The organism is Bradyrhizobium sp. OAE829, from assembly GCF_040546575.1.
GTDB lineage: Bacteria > Pseudomonadota > Alphaproteobacteria > Rhizobiales > Xanthobacteraceae > Bradyrhizobium.
The window spans coordinates 3,924,891-3,939,411 of record NZ_JBEPOE010000001.1 but is presented as its reverse complement, the minus strand read 5'-3'; the positions used below and the strand labels follow the sequence as shown (position 1 = coordinate 3,939,411).

The 14,521-nt window shown below is 62.7% G+C and carries 10 protein-coding genes and 1 pseudogene; 5 read left to right on the top strand and 6 right to left on the bottom strand.

Annotation, left to right across the window (positions count from 1 at the left end):
- The first annotated feature begins 60 nt into the window (after positions 1 to 60).
- The 3 genes from ABIE49_RS19140 (at position 61) to fahA (ending at position 3,912) form a co-directional block, all read left to right on the top strand.
- On the top strand, positions 61 to 1,014 hold the full coding sequence (locus ABIE49_RS19140) for an MBL fold metallo-hydrolase (RefSeq protein WP_192735661.1): 954 nt from the start codon (positions 61 to 63) through the stop codon (positions 1,012 to 1,014).
- Between the two features lie 60 nt (positions 1,015 to 1,074).
- Positions 1,075 to 2,421, top strand: a complete 1,347-nt coding sequence (gene hmgA / locus ABIE49_RS19135) for a homogentisate 1,2-dioxygenase (protein ID WP_192735660.1) — start codon at positions 1,075 to 1,077, stop codon at positions 2,419 to 2,421.
- 216 nt (positions 2,422 to 2,637) lie between these two features.
- The gene (gene fahA / locus ABIE49_RS19130) at positions 2,638 to 3,912 is read left to right on the top strand and encodes a fumarylacetoacetase (RefSeq protein ID WP_192735659.1); all 1,275 of its coding nucleotides are present in this window, start codon (positions 2,638 to 2,640) and stop codon (positions 3,910 to 3,912) included.
- A gap of 104 nt (positions 3,913 to 4,016) precedes the next feature.
- Here fahA and ABIE49_RS19125 read toward each other — a convergent pair whose 3' ends face one another.
- On the bottom strand, positions 4,017 to 4,328 hold the full coding sequence (locus ABIE49_RS19125) for a DUF1272 domain-containing protein (protein WP_192735658.1): 312 nt from the start codon (positions 4,326 to 4,328) through the stop codon (positions 4,017 to 4,019).
- Positions 4,329 to 4,426: 98 nt separating this feature from the next.
- Positions 4,427 to 4,903, bottom strand: coding sequence for an Lrp/AsnC family transcriptional regulator (locus tag ABIE49_RS19120; protein ID WP_192735657.1), 477 nt, complete (start codon positions 4,901 to 4,903; stop codon positions 4,427 to 4,429).
- Between the two features lie 124 nt (positions 4,904 to 5,027).
- Here ABIE49_RS19120 and hppD point away from each other — a divergent pair, with 124 nt between their 5' ends.
- Positions 5,028 to 6,143: a 4-hydroxyphenylpyruvate dioxygenase gene (gene hppD, locus ABIE49_RS19115; protein WP_192735656.1), complete on the top strand. Its 1,116-nt coding sequence runs from the start codon at positions 5,028 to 5,030 to the stop codon at positions 6,141 to 6,143.
- 137 nt (positions 6,144 to 6,280) lie between these two features.
- Here the strand turns inward: hppD and ABIE49_RS19110 are convergent, their stop codons facing one another.
- The 4 genes and pseudogenes from ABIE49_RS19110 to ABIE49_RS19095 all read right to left on the bottom strand — a co-directional run bounded on the left by ABIE49_RS19110 (position 6,281) and on the right by ABIE49_RS19095 (position 11,372).
- Complete coding sequence (locus tag ABIE49_RS19110) at positions 6,281 to 7,393, bottom strand: CaiB/BaiF CoA transferase family protein (protein ID WP_192735655.1); 1,113 nt, start codon at positions 7,391 to 7,393, stop codon at positions 6,281 to 6,283.
- 255 nt (positions 7,394 to 7,648) lie between these two features.
- Positions 7,649 to 8,449 carry an FAD binding domain-containing protein gene (locus ABIE49_RS19105; protein WP_192735654.1) on the bottom strand — a complete coding sequence of 267 codons (801 nt, stop codon included), beginning with the start codon at positions 8,447 to 8,449 and terminating at the stop codon, positions 7,649 to 7,651.
- Positions 8,450 to 8,461: 12 nt separating this feature from the next.
- Positions 8,462 to 10,802, bottom strand: a pseudogene (locus ABIE49_RS19100) (xanthine dehydrogenase family protein molybdopterin-binding subunit).
- A gap of 84 nt (positions 10,803 to 10,886) precedes the next feature.
- Positions 10,887 to 11,372 (bottom strand): (2Fe-2S)-binding protein, encoded by a 486-nt coding sequence (locus ABIE49_RS19095; protein WP_192735652.1) that lies wholly within the window; start codon positions 11,370 to 11,372, stop codon positions 10,887 to 10,889.
- 487 nt (positions 11,373 to 11,859) lie between these two features.
- On the opposite strand from ABIE49_RS19095, the gene ABIE49_RS19090 reads away from it, so the two are divergent.
- A complete protein-coding gene (locus ABIE49_RS19090) occupies positions 11,860 to 13,833 on the top strand; it encodes a methyl-accepting chemotaxis protein (RefSeq protein ID WP_192735741.1) in 1,974 nt (657 codons plus the stop codon).
- The last annotated feature ends 688 nt before the right edge of the window (positions 13,834 to 14,521 follow it).

Below are 14,521 nucleotides of genomic sequence, written 5' to 3'. Positions count from 1 at the left end.
GCTTCGTCGCTTCGCTCCCCGCAATGACGGGGGATAGAGTTATCGAAAGGGACTAAATTAATGGCCAAGGGTTTCGCATCCACCACTGACATGGCGGAAAAGAAGATCACTTTCTCCGAGATCGGTACTGATCTCTACGCCTTCACCGCCGAAGGCGATCCGAATTCCGCGATCATCGTCGGCGACGATGGTTGCCTGGTGTTCGATGCGCAGTCGACGCCGGCGATGGCGAATAAGGTGATCGAGCGGGTGCGCACCGTCACCGACAAGCCGATCAAATATGTCGTGCTGTCGCATTACCACGCGGTGCGTGTGCTCGGCGCTTCCGCCTACAAGGCGCAGGGCATCGTCGCCTCGGCGGAAACCCATCGCCTGATCGAGGAGCGTGGCCAGCAGGATTGGGATTCCGAATATGGCCGTTTCCCGCGCCTGTTCCAGGATGCCCAGAGCATTCCCGGCCTGACGTGGCCGACGCTGACCTTCGAGGGCGAGATGTCGATCTATCTCGGCAAGCGCGAAGTGCGCCTGATGCAGCTCGGCGCGGGGCACACCTCCGGCGACATCGTGGCCTGGGTACCCGATGCCGAAGTGATGTTCTCCGGCGACCTCATCGAATATCACTCGGCCTGCTATTGCGGCGATGCGCATTTGCGCGAATGGCCGACGACTCTTAACGAAATCCGCGCCTTCAATCCCAAGGCGATCGCGCCCGGCCGCGGCGATGCGCTCAAGGGGCTTGCGACCGGACGCGATGCGATTGCGATGACGCGCGATTTCGTCACCTCGCTCTACGGTGCGGCCGAGACCTCGGTCGCCCGCGGCCGCAACCTCAAGGAATCGATGGCGGCGACGCGCGAGGTGATGGACCCGAAATTTTCCAGCTTTGCGATCTATGAGCACTGCCTGCCGTTCAACGTCTCGCGCGCGTTCGACGAGGCCTCGGGAATCGACGATCCCGTGATCTGGACCGACAAGCGCGATCAGGAAATGTGGGCCGCCCTGCAAGGCGCATGATCCCGAAAAGTGGGTACCGGTTTTCGGACAAGATCATGCGCAAGATGAAGGAGGATGACCATGAATATCAACACCTCGCCTGACGCGATTTCCCGAGGCACCGTTGGCGTGACGCCGGGCTACATGTCCGGCTTCGGCAACAGTTTTGAGACCGAGGCGCTGCCGGGCGCGCTGCCAATGGGGCGCAACTCGCCGCAGCGCTGTGCCTATGGCCTCTATGCCGAGCAGCTTTCCGGCTCCCCGTTCACCGCGCCGCGCGGCACCAACGAGCGGTCATGGCTGTATCGCATCCGCCCCTCGGTGAGGCACTCGGGACGTTTTGAGAAGGCCGATGCCGGGCTGTGGCGCACCGCACCGTGCCATGAATATGAATTGCCGATCGCGCAACTGCGCTGGGATCCGGCGCCGATCCCGAAGGACGACACCACCTTCCTGCAGGGCGTGCAGACCATGACGACGGCAGGGGACGCCAACACCCAGGCCGGAATGGCGGCGCACGTCTATCTCATCACCAAATCGATGGTCGACCAGCATTTCTACAATGCCGATGGTGAGATGATGTTCGTGCTGCAGCAGGGCAAGCTGCGCCTTGTCACCGAGTTTGGCCGCATCGACGCCGAGCCCGGCGAGATCGTCGTGATCCCGCGCGGCGTCAAGTTTCGCGTCGAACTCACCAACGGCCCGGCGCGCGGCTATCTCTGCGAGAACTATGGCGGCGCCTTCACGCTGCCCGAACGTGGTCCGATCGGCGCCAATTGCCTGGCCAATTCGCGCGACTTCCTTACTCCCGTGGCGGCCTATGAGGACAAGGACACGCCGACCGAATTGTTCGTGAAATGGGGCGGTTCGCTGTTCAAGACGACCTTGCCGCATTCGCCGATCGATGTGGTGGCGTGGCACGGCAATTACGCACCCTACAAATACGATTTGCGCACCTTCTCGCCGGTCGGCGCCATCGGCTTCGACCATCCCGATCCGTCGATCTTCACGGTGCTGACCTCGCCGTCGGAAACCGCAGGCACCGCCAACATCGACTTTGTGATTTTCCCGGAGCGCTGGGCGGTCGCGGAAAACACCTTCCGTCCGCCCTGGTATCACATGAACATCATGTCGGAGTTCATGGGGCTGATCTACGGCGTCTACGACGCCAAGCCGGAAGGCTTTGTCCCCGGCGGCATCAGCCTGCACAACATGATGCTGCCGCACGGCCCGGACCGCCAGGCCTTCGATCACGCCAGCAACGGCGAATTGAAACCAGTGAAGCTCACCGGCACCATGGCCTTCATGTTCGAGACCCGCTACCCGCAGCGCGTCACCGCGCATGCAGCGAAGTCGGCGACCTTGCAGGACGACTACGCGGATTGCTGGCAGGGACTTGAGAAGCGATTCGATCCGAACAAGCCGTGATTTTGTTCCCTCTCCCCTTGTGGGATCGAGACGAGCGAAGCTCGCTCTTGGGGTGGCTTCGCGAAGCGAAGACGGGTGAGGGGTTCTCTCCTCACGGTAAGATTTCGAGAGGCGGATAGAGACCCCTCATCCGGCGCGCTGTGCGCGCCACCTAAGAGCGAGCTTCGCTCGTCTCGGCTCCCACAAGGGGAGAAGGAAGAAAGGACGAAGCACAAAGTGACCACCCACCCCAACGATCCCAAACTGAAATCCTTCATCCCGGTCGATCCCGCGTCGGATTTCCCGATCCAGAATCTCCCCTATGGCGTGTTCTCCGCCAAGGACGGGCTCGCCCCGCGCGTTGGCGTCGCGATCGGCGACTACGTGCTCGATCTCTGGCAGCTCGCGCAGGATTGCCGGATCGACGTCGTCGAACCCGGCGTGTTCGCGAGCGCATCGCTCAACGCCTTCATGGCGCTCGGGCCCGAGGTGTGGTCGCGGACGCGGGCGCGGATCAGCGAGCTGTTGCGCCATGATCATCCCGAACTGCGCGATAATGAAAAACTGCGCCAGCGCACGCTGGTGCCGATGGCGGATGTCACGCTGCATCTGCCGATCGCGGTGTCCGGTTACACCGATTTCTATTCCTCCAAGGAGCACGCCACCAACGTCGGCGTCATGTTCCGCGGCAAGGACAATGCGTTGCAGCCGAACTGGCTGCATATGCCGATCGGCTACAATGGCCGCGCATCCACCGTCGTCGTCAGCGGCACCAGGGTGCGCCGGCCGCGCGGGCAGCTGAAACCGCCGACCGCCGACGTGCCGAGTTTTGGGCCCTGCAAGCGGCTGGATTTTGAGTTGGAAATGGGCGTCGTGGTCGGGCAGGCGTCAGCGATCGGCGAAATGCTGATGGAAAAACAGGCCGAGGAAATGATCTTCGGATTCGTAATCCTCAACGACTGGAGCGCGCGCGATATCCAGCAATGGGAATATGTGCCGCTCGGCCCGTTCCAGGCCAAGGCGTTTGCGACCTCGATCAGCCCGTGGGTCGTGACGCGCGAGGCGCTGGAGCCGTTCCGCGTCCAGGGTCCCGCGCAGGATCCGCAGCCGCTGGAATATCTGCGGCAGGCGCAGCCGAACAATTACGACATGCAGCTCGACGTCGCCCTGCGCGCCGGCTCCATGAACGCGGCGGCAAATATCTCGCGGACCAATTTCAAATACATGTACTGGTCGTCGGTGCAGCAATTGGTGCACCACGCCTCGTCCGGCTGCGCCATGAATGTCGGCGATCTCTTAGGGTCCGGCACCATCTCCGGCCCGGAAAAGGATCAGCGCGGCAGTCTTCTGGAGATCAGCTGGAACGGCACCGAGCCGGTTGAATTGCCCGGCGGCGTCAAGCGCACGTTCCTGGAAGACGGCGATTCGCTCGTGATGCGCGGCTGGTGCCAGGGCGACGGCTACCGCGTCGGTTTCGGCGAAGTCGAAGGCACGATCACGCCGGCGGGGTAATGCTCTCTCCACGTCATTGCGAGCGAAGCGAAGCAATCCATCGAGCCGTGAAGAAAAGCATGGATTGCCTCGTCGCTTCGCTCCTCGCAATGACGGAGGAGAGTTCAGCGCTCCTGCGGCGGGATATCCCTAAGCCGCGCCGAATGCGCCGCGCAATCTTCGACGCTGTATTTCAGATGCACGCGCTTGTCTGACGGCGCCTGCTTTACAACGCAGACGCCCGGCCGCCATTCCTGCGCGGGCCGGATCGGCCGCGGCACAAATCCGCCGCCGCAGTTCGGGCACACATTGTGCAGCTTGTTGTCGGCACAGTCAGCGCAGAACGTGCACTCATAGGAACAGATCCGCGCTTCCGTTGCGTTCGGCGGCAGATCCGCGTCGCAATATTCGCAGTTCGGCCGGAGTTGCAGCGCCATGATCGTCTCTTCGCGTTGATTCGAACGGGATCATCGCAAACTGGCTGTCGAAAGCGAATGGCGAATACCCCTCGATTTCGGCCATCTCCCGCAAAATTCTATCGCGCCAATTCCTTTAACGGCAGCTTTGCGCTTTCCTTCAGCCGGTCCAGCACGATCGACGAGCGCACATGCGCCACGCTCTGGTGCGGCATCAGCACGTTGTTGACGATGTCAGACAGGCTCTTGAGGTCGCGCAGTACGGCCTTCAAGAGATAATCGGCATCCCCCGTCAGCGAATAGGCTTCCTGAATCGCGTCGACGCGGCCCACCAGCGCGCGAAACTTCTTGGCGTTGTCGGGCGAATGCGTCGCCAGCGTGATGTGGATGAAGGCGATCAGGTTGAAGCCGAGCGCCTCGCTGGCGAGGTCGGCGTGATAGCCCGCGATGACTTTCTCTTCTTCGAGCCGCATCCGCCGCCGCGAGCATTGCGACGCGGACAGGCCGACGAGGTCGGCCAGCTGCTGGTTGGTCAGCCGACCGTCGTCCTGCAGCGCGGCCAGCATTTTGAGGTCGAAAGCGTCTACCGGGATCATGCGCGAAATGTCCATTTGATGCACGAAATGTGCATGACTATAGCCAATCCTGCCGCCATTTGCATGCACATTGCGCCTGATCTGGCGGAAACTCCATGGATCAAATCGAGAAGGAGATTCCGCGATGGGTCCATTTCCGCACGACGCGCCGGCCGCTACCATCAACGCCGACAATCCGATGGGCACCGACGGTTTCGAGTTCGTCGAATACGCGCACCCGAAACCGGAAGAGCTGCACGCGCTGTTCAAGCTGATGGGCTATGTGCCGGTCGCCCGCCACAAGACAAAGAACATCACGGTCTATCGCCAGGGCGACATCAACTACCTCGTCAACGAGGAGCCCGGCACCCACGGTTTTAATTTCGTCGCCGCGCACGGCCCCTGCGCGCCGTCGATGGCGTTTCGCGTGGTCGATGCCAAGCAGGCTTACGCGCGCGCGATTTCGCTCGGCGCGGAGCCCGCGGACATCCCGTCAGCGCAGAAGACGCTCGACGTTCCCGCCATCAAGGGCATCGGCGGCAGCTTGCTTTACTTCGTCGATCGCTACGGCGCCAAGGGCTCGGCCTATGACAGCGAGTTCGAATGGCTCGGCGCCAAAGACCCGCGTCCCGCCGGCGCCGGTCTGTTCTATATCGACCACCTCACCCACAACGTTCATCGCGGCCGTATGGATGTCTGGACCGGCTTCTACGCTAAGCTGTTCAACTTCCGCCAGATCCGTTTCTTCGACATCGAGGGCCGCGCCTCCGGCCTGTTCTCGCGCGCGCTGACCAGTCCGGATGGCAAGATCCGGATTCCGATCAACGAGGACGCCGGCGATTCCGGCCAGATCGAGGAATATCTCAACACCTACCGCGGCGAGGGCATCCAGCACATCGCCTGCGGCGCGCGGGACATTTACGGCACGGTGGAGACGCTGCGCGCCGACGGTTTGCCGTTCATGCCGTCACCGCCGCTGACCTATTTCGAGAAGATCGATGCACGGTTGCCCCGGCATGGCGAGGACGTCGCGCGCCTGCAGCGCGACGGCATTTTGATCGACGGCGAAGGCGTCGTCGAAGGCGGCCACACCAAGGTGCTGCTGCAGATCTTCTCCGCGAACGCGATCGGGCCGATCTTCTTCGAGTTCATCCAGCGCAAGGGCGACGACGGTTTTGGCGAGGGCAATTTCAAGGCGCTGTTCGAATCGATCGAGGAGGATCAGATTCGCAGGGGCGTGTTGAAGGTGGATGCGGCGTAGCTCACGTCGTCCCGGCGAAGGCCGGGACTCATACGCCGCGGCCAATGTTGTTGGAAAAGAAAGACAACGACAAGCGCGCAAAACAATTTCCGCCGGTGGCTATGGGTCCCGGCTCAAGGCCGGGACGACAGCGGGGGTTACCTCCCCGCCTTCCACGCGCTGGTCAGCTCCCCAATCTCCGCCTTCTCCGCATCCCGGATCGCCGATGGTGTCCGCGAAAAACGCGGTGCCGGCGCAGGCTGGGTCACGCCGTGGCGCTCGACAAAGATCTTCCGTGCGGCGTTGTGCGGATGCTTCGGCGCTTCCGCCATGGTCAGGATCGGTGCGAAGCAGATGTCGGTGCCTTCCATGATCTTGCACCAGTCTTCGCGGCTCTTGCTCTTGAACACTTTTGTCAGTTTTTCCTTCAGCGCCGGCCAGGCGTTGCGGTCCATCTGGGCGTCGAAATCGGCGTCGGTCAGGCCGGCGTGTTCGCGCAGCAGCGCGTAGAATTGCGGCTCGATCGATCCGATCGAAACGAAATTGCCGCAGGAGCATTCGTAGACGCCGTAGAAATGCGCACCGCCGTCGAGGAAATTCTGATCGCGTCCTTCGGTCCAGCGGCCGATCGCCGTCATGTCGAAGAACATCGACATCAGCGATGCCGCACCGTCGCACATCGCGGCATCGACCACCTGGCCCTTGCCGGACTTCGACGCTTCCAAGAGCGCGGCGAGGACGCCGACCACGAGATAGAGCGCGCCGCCGCCGAAATCGCCGACTAGATTGAGTGGCGGCACCGGCTTCTCTTTGGTGCCGATCGCGGCGAGCGCGCCTGACACCGAGATGTAATTGATGTCATGGCCGGCGGCCTGCGCCAGCGGGCCTTCCTGGCCCCAGCCGGTCATGCGGCCGAATACCAGCCGCGGATTGCGCGCCATTACGACGTCAGGCCCGAGCCCCAGCCGCTCCATCACGCCGGGACGAAAACCCTCGATCAGCGCGTCGGCGTTGGCGAGCAAATCGAGCACGCTCGCGACCGCGGCCTTGTCCTTCAGATCGAGTTCGACGACTTTGCGGCCGCGGCCCGCCACCGATTTCAAATTCTTCCTGGCGCCGACGCGGTCGAGCGTCACGACCTCCGCGCCCATGTCGGCCAGCATCATGCAGGCAAACGGACCCGGGCCAATGCCCGCGAACTCGACGATGCGAAAGCCTGCGAGCGGGCCGGAGGCGCGAACTGCGGATTGGGCGGCGGGTTTGTCGAGCACGTCTTGTTCTCCCAAAGAGGTATTTTTAATTAGCTGATTAGCTAAATTGTCTCGCCTCCGGCTGCGCGTGGCAAGCATTCTTTGCTCAAGAATCCGACCAAATGCAGAGCGGCGCGCATACCCATAGCGTTTTGAGCGAAGTGGGTCGGTTCGCGTGAAGAAAACGCGTCAAAACAAAGCGCAGAGCCCGGTTCTGATTTAATCAGAACCGGGCTCGCACGCGCCGCTTGCATGGGAACTTGTGTCTAGACGTTATTAGCCCGCCGCGGTCACCGCGCGCTGCGCCATTACCTTGACCAGGTTGGCACGATAGGCCGCGGAGCCGTGGATATCGGCGAGCATGCCGCTGTCGGAGACCTTGACGCTGTCGAGTGCGCCCGCGGACCAGTTCGCCTTCAACGCCGCCTCGATCGCCGGTACCCGCATGACGCCGTTCTGCGATGCCCCGGTTGCCGCGACCCTGACATCGCCGGCCTTGGTCTTGGTCACGAACACGCCGGTCAGCGCGAAGCGTGAGGCGGGATGGCGCATCTTCTCGTAACCGGCCTTGGCCGGCACCGGGAACGACACTGCCGTGATGATCTCGCCGTCTTCCAGCGCCGTCGTGAACAGGCCCTTGAAGAAATCATCCGCCACAATCGAGCGCTTGTTGGTTTTCACCGTGGCGCCGAGCGAGACCAAGGCCGCGGGAAAATCCGCCGCCGGGTCGTTGTTGGCGATCGAACCGCCGATCGTGCCGCGGTAGCGGACTGCGGGATCGCCGAGCACTGAGGTGAGATAGGCGATCGCCGGGATCGACTTCTTCACGTCGGCGCTTTGCATGATGTCGAAATAAGTCGTGGCCGCCTTGATGGTGAGCGTATCGCCTGACGCTTCGATCCCGATCAGTTCCTTGATCTTGCCGAGATCGATCACGTCGGACGGCGCAGCCAGCCGCTGTTTCATCACGGGAATCAGCGTATGGCCGCCGGCGAGATATTTCGAATCCGAGCCTTTGCCGAAAAGCGCCACGGCTTCGTCGACCGAAGAGGGGCGATGATAGATTGTCTCGTACATGTTTGTGCTCCCTCAACCGTGAATGGCGTGCCAGACGCGATCGGGCGTCGCCGGCATTTCGAGTTTGTTGTTGCCGATCGCATCCGTGATCGCGTTGATCACGGCGGCCGATGCGCCGATCGCCCCGGCCTCGCCGCAGCCCTTGACGCCGAGCGGGTTGCCCGGACACAGCGTCGTGGTGTGGTTCAGTTTGAACGACGGCAGATCGTCGGCGCGTGGCATGGCGTAATCCATGAACGACGCCGTCAGCAGCTGACCCGAACTGTCATACGCTGCGCCTTCGAGCAACGCCTGGCCGATGCCCTGGGCGAGCCCGCCATGGACCTGGCCTTCGACGATCATCGGGTTGATCAGCCGGCCGAAATCGTCCGCCGCCACGAAGTTGACGAAGGAGGTCTTGCCGGTGGCGGCATCGACCTCGAGTTCGCAGATATAGGCGCCGGCCGGGAAGGTGAAGTTGGTCGGGTCGTAGAACGCGGTCTCCTTCAGGCCGGGCTCCATGCCGTCGGGCAGATTGTGCGCGGTATAGGCGGCGAGCGCGACCATCGGCAGCGCGATCGACTTGTCGGTGCCGGTGACCTTGAACTCGCCGTTCTCGATGACGATGTCGTTCTCGGAGGCTTCGAGCGCATGGGCTGCGATCTTCTTCGCCTTGGCCTCCACCTTCTCCATCGCCTTGATGATGGCGGTGCCGCCGACGGCGAGTGAGCGCGAGCCGTAGGTGCCCATGCCGAACTGCACCTTGTCGGTGTCGCCGTGGACGATCTGCACCTGGCTGATGGGAACGCCGAGGCGCTCGGCGATCAGCTGGCAGAACGTGGTTTCATGGCCCTGGCCGTGGCTGTGTGATCCGGTCAGGACTTCGATCGTGCCGACCGGATTGACGCGGATCTCCGCGGACTCCCACAGGCCGACGCCGGCGCCGAGACTGCCGACCGCCTTCGACGGCGCGATGCCGCAGGCCTCGATGTAGCAGGAGAGGCCGATGCCGCGCAGCTTGCCTTCGGACTTGGCCTTCGCCTTGCGCGCCGGGAAGCCGGCGTAGTCGATCGCCTTCATCGCCGCGTCGAGCGAGGCGCCGAAATCGCCGATATCGTAGGCCATGATGACAGGCGTCTGATGCGGGAACTGGGTGATGAAGTTCTTGCGGCGCAGTTCCGCCGGATCGACCTTCAACTGCCGCGCCGCCGTCTCCAGCAGCCGTTCAACCACGAAACTCGCTTCGGGCCGGCCCGCGCCGCGATAGGCGTCGACCGGGGTGGTGTTGGTGTAGACGCTGATCACCTCGGCGAAGATGTTGGGGATGTTGTACTGGCCCGACAGCAGCGTCGCGTAGAGATAGGTCGGCACCGACGACGAGAACAGCGACATATAGGCGCCGAGATTGGCATAGGTCTTGACGCGCAAGCCGGTGATCTTGTTGTTGGCATCGAGCGCCAGCTCGGCATTGGTCAGGTGATCCCGGCCATGGGCGTCAGTCAGGAAGGCCTCGGTGCGATCGCCGGTCCACTTCACCGGACGCCCCACCTTCTTGGAGGCCCACAGCGCCACCATCTCCTCAGGGTAGATGAAGATCTTGGAGCCGAAGCCGCCACCGACGTCGGGCGCCACCACCCGCAGCTTGTGCTCCGGGGCGATGTTATAGAACGCCGACAGCACGAGACTGGGCGACATGCGGATTCTGCGAGGTCGTGTAGAGCGTGAAGTGCTCTTCCGCCTCATTATATTCGCCGATCGCTGCCCGCGGTTCCATCGCGTTCGGCACCAGCCGGTTGTTGGTGATGTCGAGCGAAACCACGTTGGCCGCCGCTTTGAACGCGGCTTCGGTGGCGGCCTCGTCGCCGATCGTCCAGTCGTAGATCACGTTGCCGGGCGCTTCAGGGTGAAGCTGCGGCGCGCCCTGCTTGATGGCGGCGCGAATATCAGCGGCGGCCGGCAGTTCTTCGTAGTTGACGACGACGGCTTCGGCGGCGTCCTTGGCCTGGTTCTTGGTCTCGGCGATCACGACCGCGACCGCCTGGCCGACGAAGCGCACGATCTCCGGCGCCATCGCCGGCCATGCGCCCATCTTCATGCCGGTGCCATCCTTCGAGGTGATGGCCCAGCCGCAAATCAGATTGCCGACCTTGTCGTCGACGATCTGCTGGCCGGTCAGGATGCCAACCACGCCCGGCATGTCCTTCGCCGCTGACGTATCGATGCTCTTTACCTTGGCGTGGGCGTGCGGACTGCGGATGAAGTGCGCGTGGGTCAGGCCCACAATCTTGATGTCGTCGACGTAACGACCCTTGCCGGTAATGAAACGGCGGTCTTCCTTGCGCACAACGCTTGCGCCAATGCCTTCAACGCCCATGTCCTGTCCTCCCGACCGGAATTATTGTTCCCGCCATTTCCATCGAAACGCGGTCTTGGATTCAGTCTTGGTGGCCTGCGGCAGCTATTCGGCCGCCTGCGAGACCTTCATGCGTCCGGCCGCGTCGAGCACCGCCTTGACGATGTTGTGGTAGCCGGTGCAGCGGCAGATGTTGCCTTCCAGCTCCTGCCGGACGGTTTCCTCGTCGAGCTTGCCGCCATGGCGATTCACAATATCGATCGACGACATGATCATGCCCGGGGTGCAATAGCCGCACTGCAGGCCGTGATTGTCGCGGAACGCCAATTGCATCGGGTGCAATTCGTCGCCCTTCGAGATGCCCTCGATGGTGGTGACGTTGGACCCGGCGGCCTGGCCCGCCAGCACGGTGCAGGATTTGACCGCCCGGCCGTCGATATGGACGACGCAGGCGCCGCATTGGCTGGTGTCGCAACCGACATGGGTGCCGGTCAGGTTCAGGTTTTCGCGCAAGAGATGGACGAGGAGGGTCCGGTCCTCGACGTCGGCTGAGACAGCCTTGCCGTTCACCGTCAATTTGATGGTAGACACGCGTGATACCTCCCGATGTTTTATAATTATTCCAATTAGAAACACGGGCGAGGGAACTTGCAACTAGGATTTTGGTCGCCCCTGTCATTGTGATGACATCCTCGCGGCGACGCGGTGTCGGTCAGCCGATTCTTCGGCCGTCTTCCAGCGCGAGTCGAGCTGCAGCCAAAGCGCACGCGTGGCGGAAGGTAGATCGACGGGGTGAGGCCTCGTCCACCCCGCATGGCATCATACTTTCGGAGACCGTCCGGGCCCCAAAGGGGGACCAAGGCAAAAAAAGTATGCCTCCAGCCCTGCAACCCAAGGGGAATGCGGCCGGAATTTACGCACCCTTATCCATTGTGCCTTAGTTTTGCGCACTGGATCGGGGGCAGCGCCTCCCGATCCGGGTTTTCAGAATGAAAACGGGGGGCTTGAGGTGGGATTTAAGAAACGTACGGGCTTGTTCTCGATCAAACTCCCAACCCTTCGATTCCGCGCCAAGATCATGCTTGGCTTTGCCGTGACGCTGGCCATCTCGGCGGTCAGCATGGGCATTGCCTATATGGGATTTGAACACGTTTCCGGAGGCGTGGACGCCTACCGGCGCAGCGTGCAGGAAGCCGATCTGGCGCGCGACATCGACCGCGAGCTGATTTCCTATAGTTCGCTCGCCCGCTATTTCGTGGTCACGGCCAAGGAAGAGGATGGCAAGGCGGCGCTCGCGGCTGAAGCCAGCCTGAAGGCAGCCATTATCGCCTCGATGAAGGGCACCACCGATCCGGGCCGGCTCGAACAGCTCGCCAAGCTGGAGCGGGAGTTCCGCGGCTTTGCCAAGATCTTTGCCGACGTCGTCAAGGTCAAGGACGAGAGCGCGCGGATCACCCAGAACCAGCTCACACGCAGCGGCATGTCGCTGCACTACAAGCTCGACGATCTCCCGAGCAACGCCGAGGAGTCCGAGCAGCAGGTCATCAGTCTCGGCGCGAAGAAGGTCTACGAGCAGTTTCAGGCCGTCACCACCGCACTGGTCAACACGTTCGTCATCAATGCCGACAAGGCGGTGGCCGCCAGCGCGTTGGCGCGTCTGAAATTCGTCGAGAATTCGCTCAAATCGATTTCCTCGAAGACTGAAAAGGTCGTGGCTGACCTCAAGGAGGTCGCCGGACTTTTAGATGCCTACCGGGAGGCGCTCGCCAAGCTGATTCACAATGCCAAGGAAATCGACGACCTGACGCTCGATATGACGGATTCCGTCACCGCGATCAGCAAGGGCGCCGCGGTCATGAAGTCCAGCCTGCTGGCCGATCAGAAGCGGCTCGAGGCCGAGTCGAACGCGAGCATCGGCGAAACCGAACGGCTGATCCTGATCCTGGCGGCCGGCGGCTTCCTGCTCGGCTGTATCTGGGCGTTCTTGCTCGGCAAGGGCATTTCCAAGCCGATGACCGCAATGTGCAAGGCGATGCGCGAACTCGCCGCCGGCAATTTCGACGTCGTGCTGCCCGGCCTCGGGCGCAAGGACGAACTCGGCGAAATGGCCGGCGCGGTCGAGGAGTTCAAGGTTCAGGCGGTCGCCAAGGCCGAACGCGACGCCGCCACGCAGGAGGCGCAGAACAAGGCGAGCAGCGCCGCGCGCCGCGCCGAACTCATTCGCTTTGCCGACGAATTCGAGGCCGCGGTGGGCGCCATCGTCTCCAACGTTTCGGCCTCGGCGGTGCAGCTGGAAGCATCGGCGGGAACGCTGACGCGAACGGCGGAAACCACCCAGAGCCTGTCGAGCCAGGTCGCCGGCGCTTCGGAACAAGCCTCCGGCAACATGCAATCGGTGGCATCCGCGACCGAGGAGCTTTCGGCCTCCGTCGACGAGATCGGCCGCCGCGTCAAGGAATCCAGCCAGATTGCGGAAGCCGCGGTGCGCCAGGCCGAACAGACCGATAACCGCATCGGAAAACTGTCGCGCGCGGCACAAGAGATCGGCGACGTGGTCAAGCTGATCACGGCGATTGCCGAGCAGACCAATTTGCTGGCGCTGAACGCGACCATCGAGGCGGCTCGCGCCGGCGATGCCGGCCGCGGCTTTGCCGTCGTCGCCTCCGAGGTCAAATCGCTCGCCAGCCAGACCGCGAAGGCGACCGACGAGATATCCAATCACATCTCGGGCATGCAGGGCGCGACCCAGGAATCGGTCGCGGCGATCAAGGAAATCGGCGGCACCATCGGCAAGATCTCCGACATCGCCACGACGATTGCTGACGCAGTCGAGCAGCAGAGTTCTGCGACGCAGGAAATCGCACGCAGCGTCCAGAACGTCGCGCAAGGCACCGAGGAAGCCGCCGCCAGCATCATGCAGGTCAACCGCGGCGCGACCGAGACCGGTACGGCCTCGGAAGAGGTGCTGCATTCCGCGCGCACGCTGTCGAGCGAAAGCACCCGGCTGCGCGAAGAGCTCGACCGCTTCATGGCGAACATCCGCGCGGCGTGAGCGCACGAGTGAAGCAGGGCGCATCGGCTTGATTTAGCCAATACTCTCGCCGCGCGGCCAGTCGGCTCCCTCCCCCCTTGCGGCCTTGCGGGGGAGGGCTGGGGAGAGGGGTGGCCACAAGCGAGACTGCCCGTGAGAACCCCTCTCCCTGACCCTCTCCCGCAAGGGGGCAAGGGGAGAGGGAACGGAGAGAGCGCGGCAAATTGGCGCGACGGGCAAATCAGTTCTGATTTACGGAAATCGTGTCAAGTAGAAAATTCCGTAAATCAAAAATAGTTCTGTTGTCAGCCGACCCAAATCAGTGCGCATCTTTGGCCATCCCGTCCTACTCAGAAGGGCGTCGGCCGTCGTCACGGACGTTGGACGGGTTGCGGTGGACGCTGGTTTGCGCTGAGACGATGGCGCGGACTAAGCGTACGGCAAAACCGTGTGGTCCTGGCACCCGTTGCAGGTGTCAAGCGGTCGGGTAGGCGAGAGCCGAACGGCAGCGACGGAGTCAACCGAGAACTCGTCTCCGGGGAGAGCACGGCATAAGCCGTAAAGCCATTGCGCAGGGAAGGCCGGGTGTTCTCCGCTGCCCTGTATGCTCGTGTGCAGCCTTTTTAGTGCAAACCGCACACGGGACCGCGGGTGCAGCGCGCACCCGGTCTTCCCTGCGCCCTCTGTTTGAAGAGGGCAAGGAAATTTC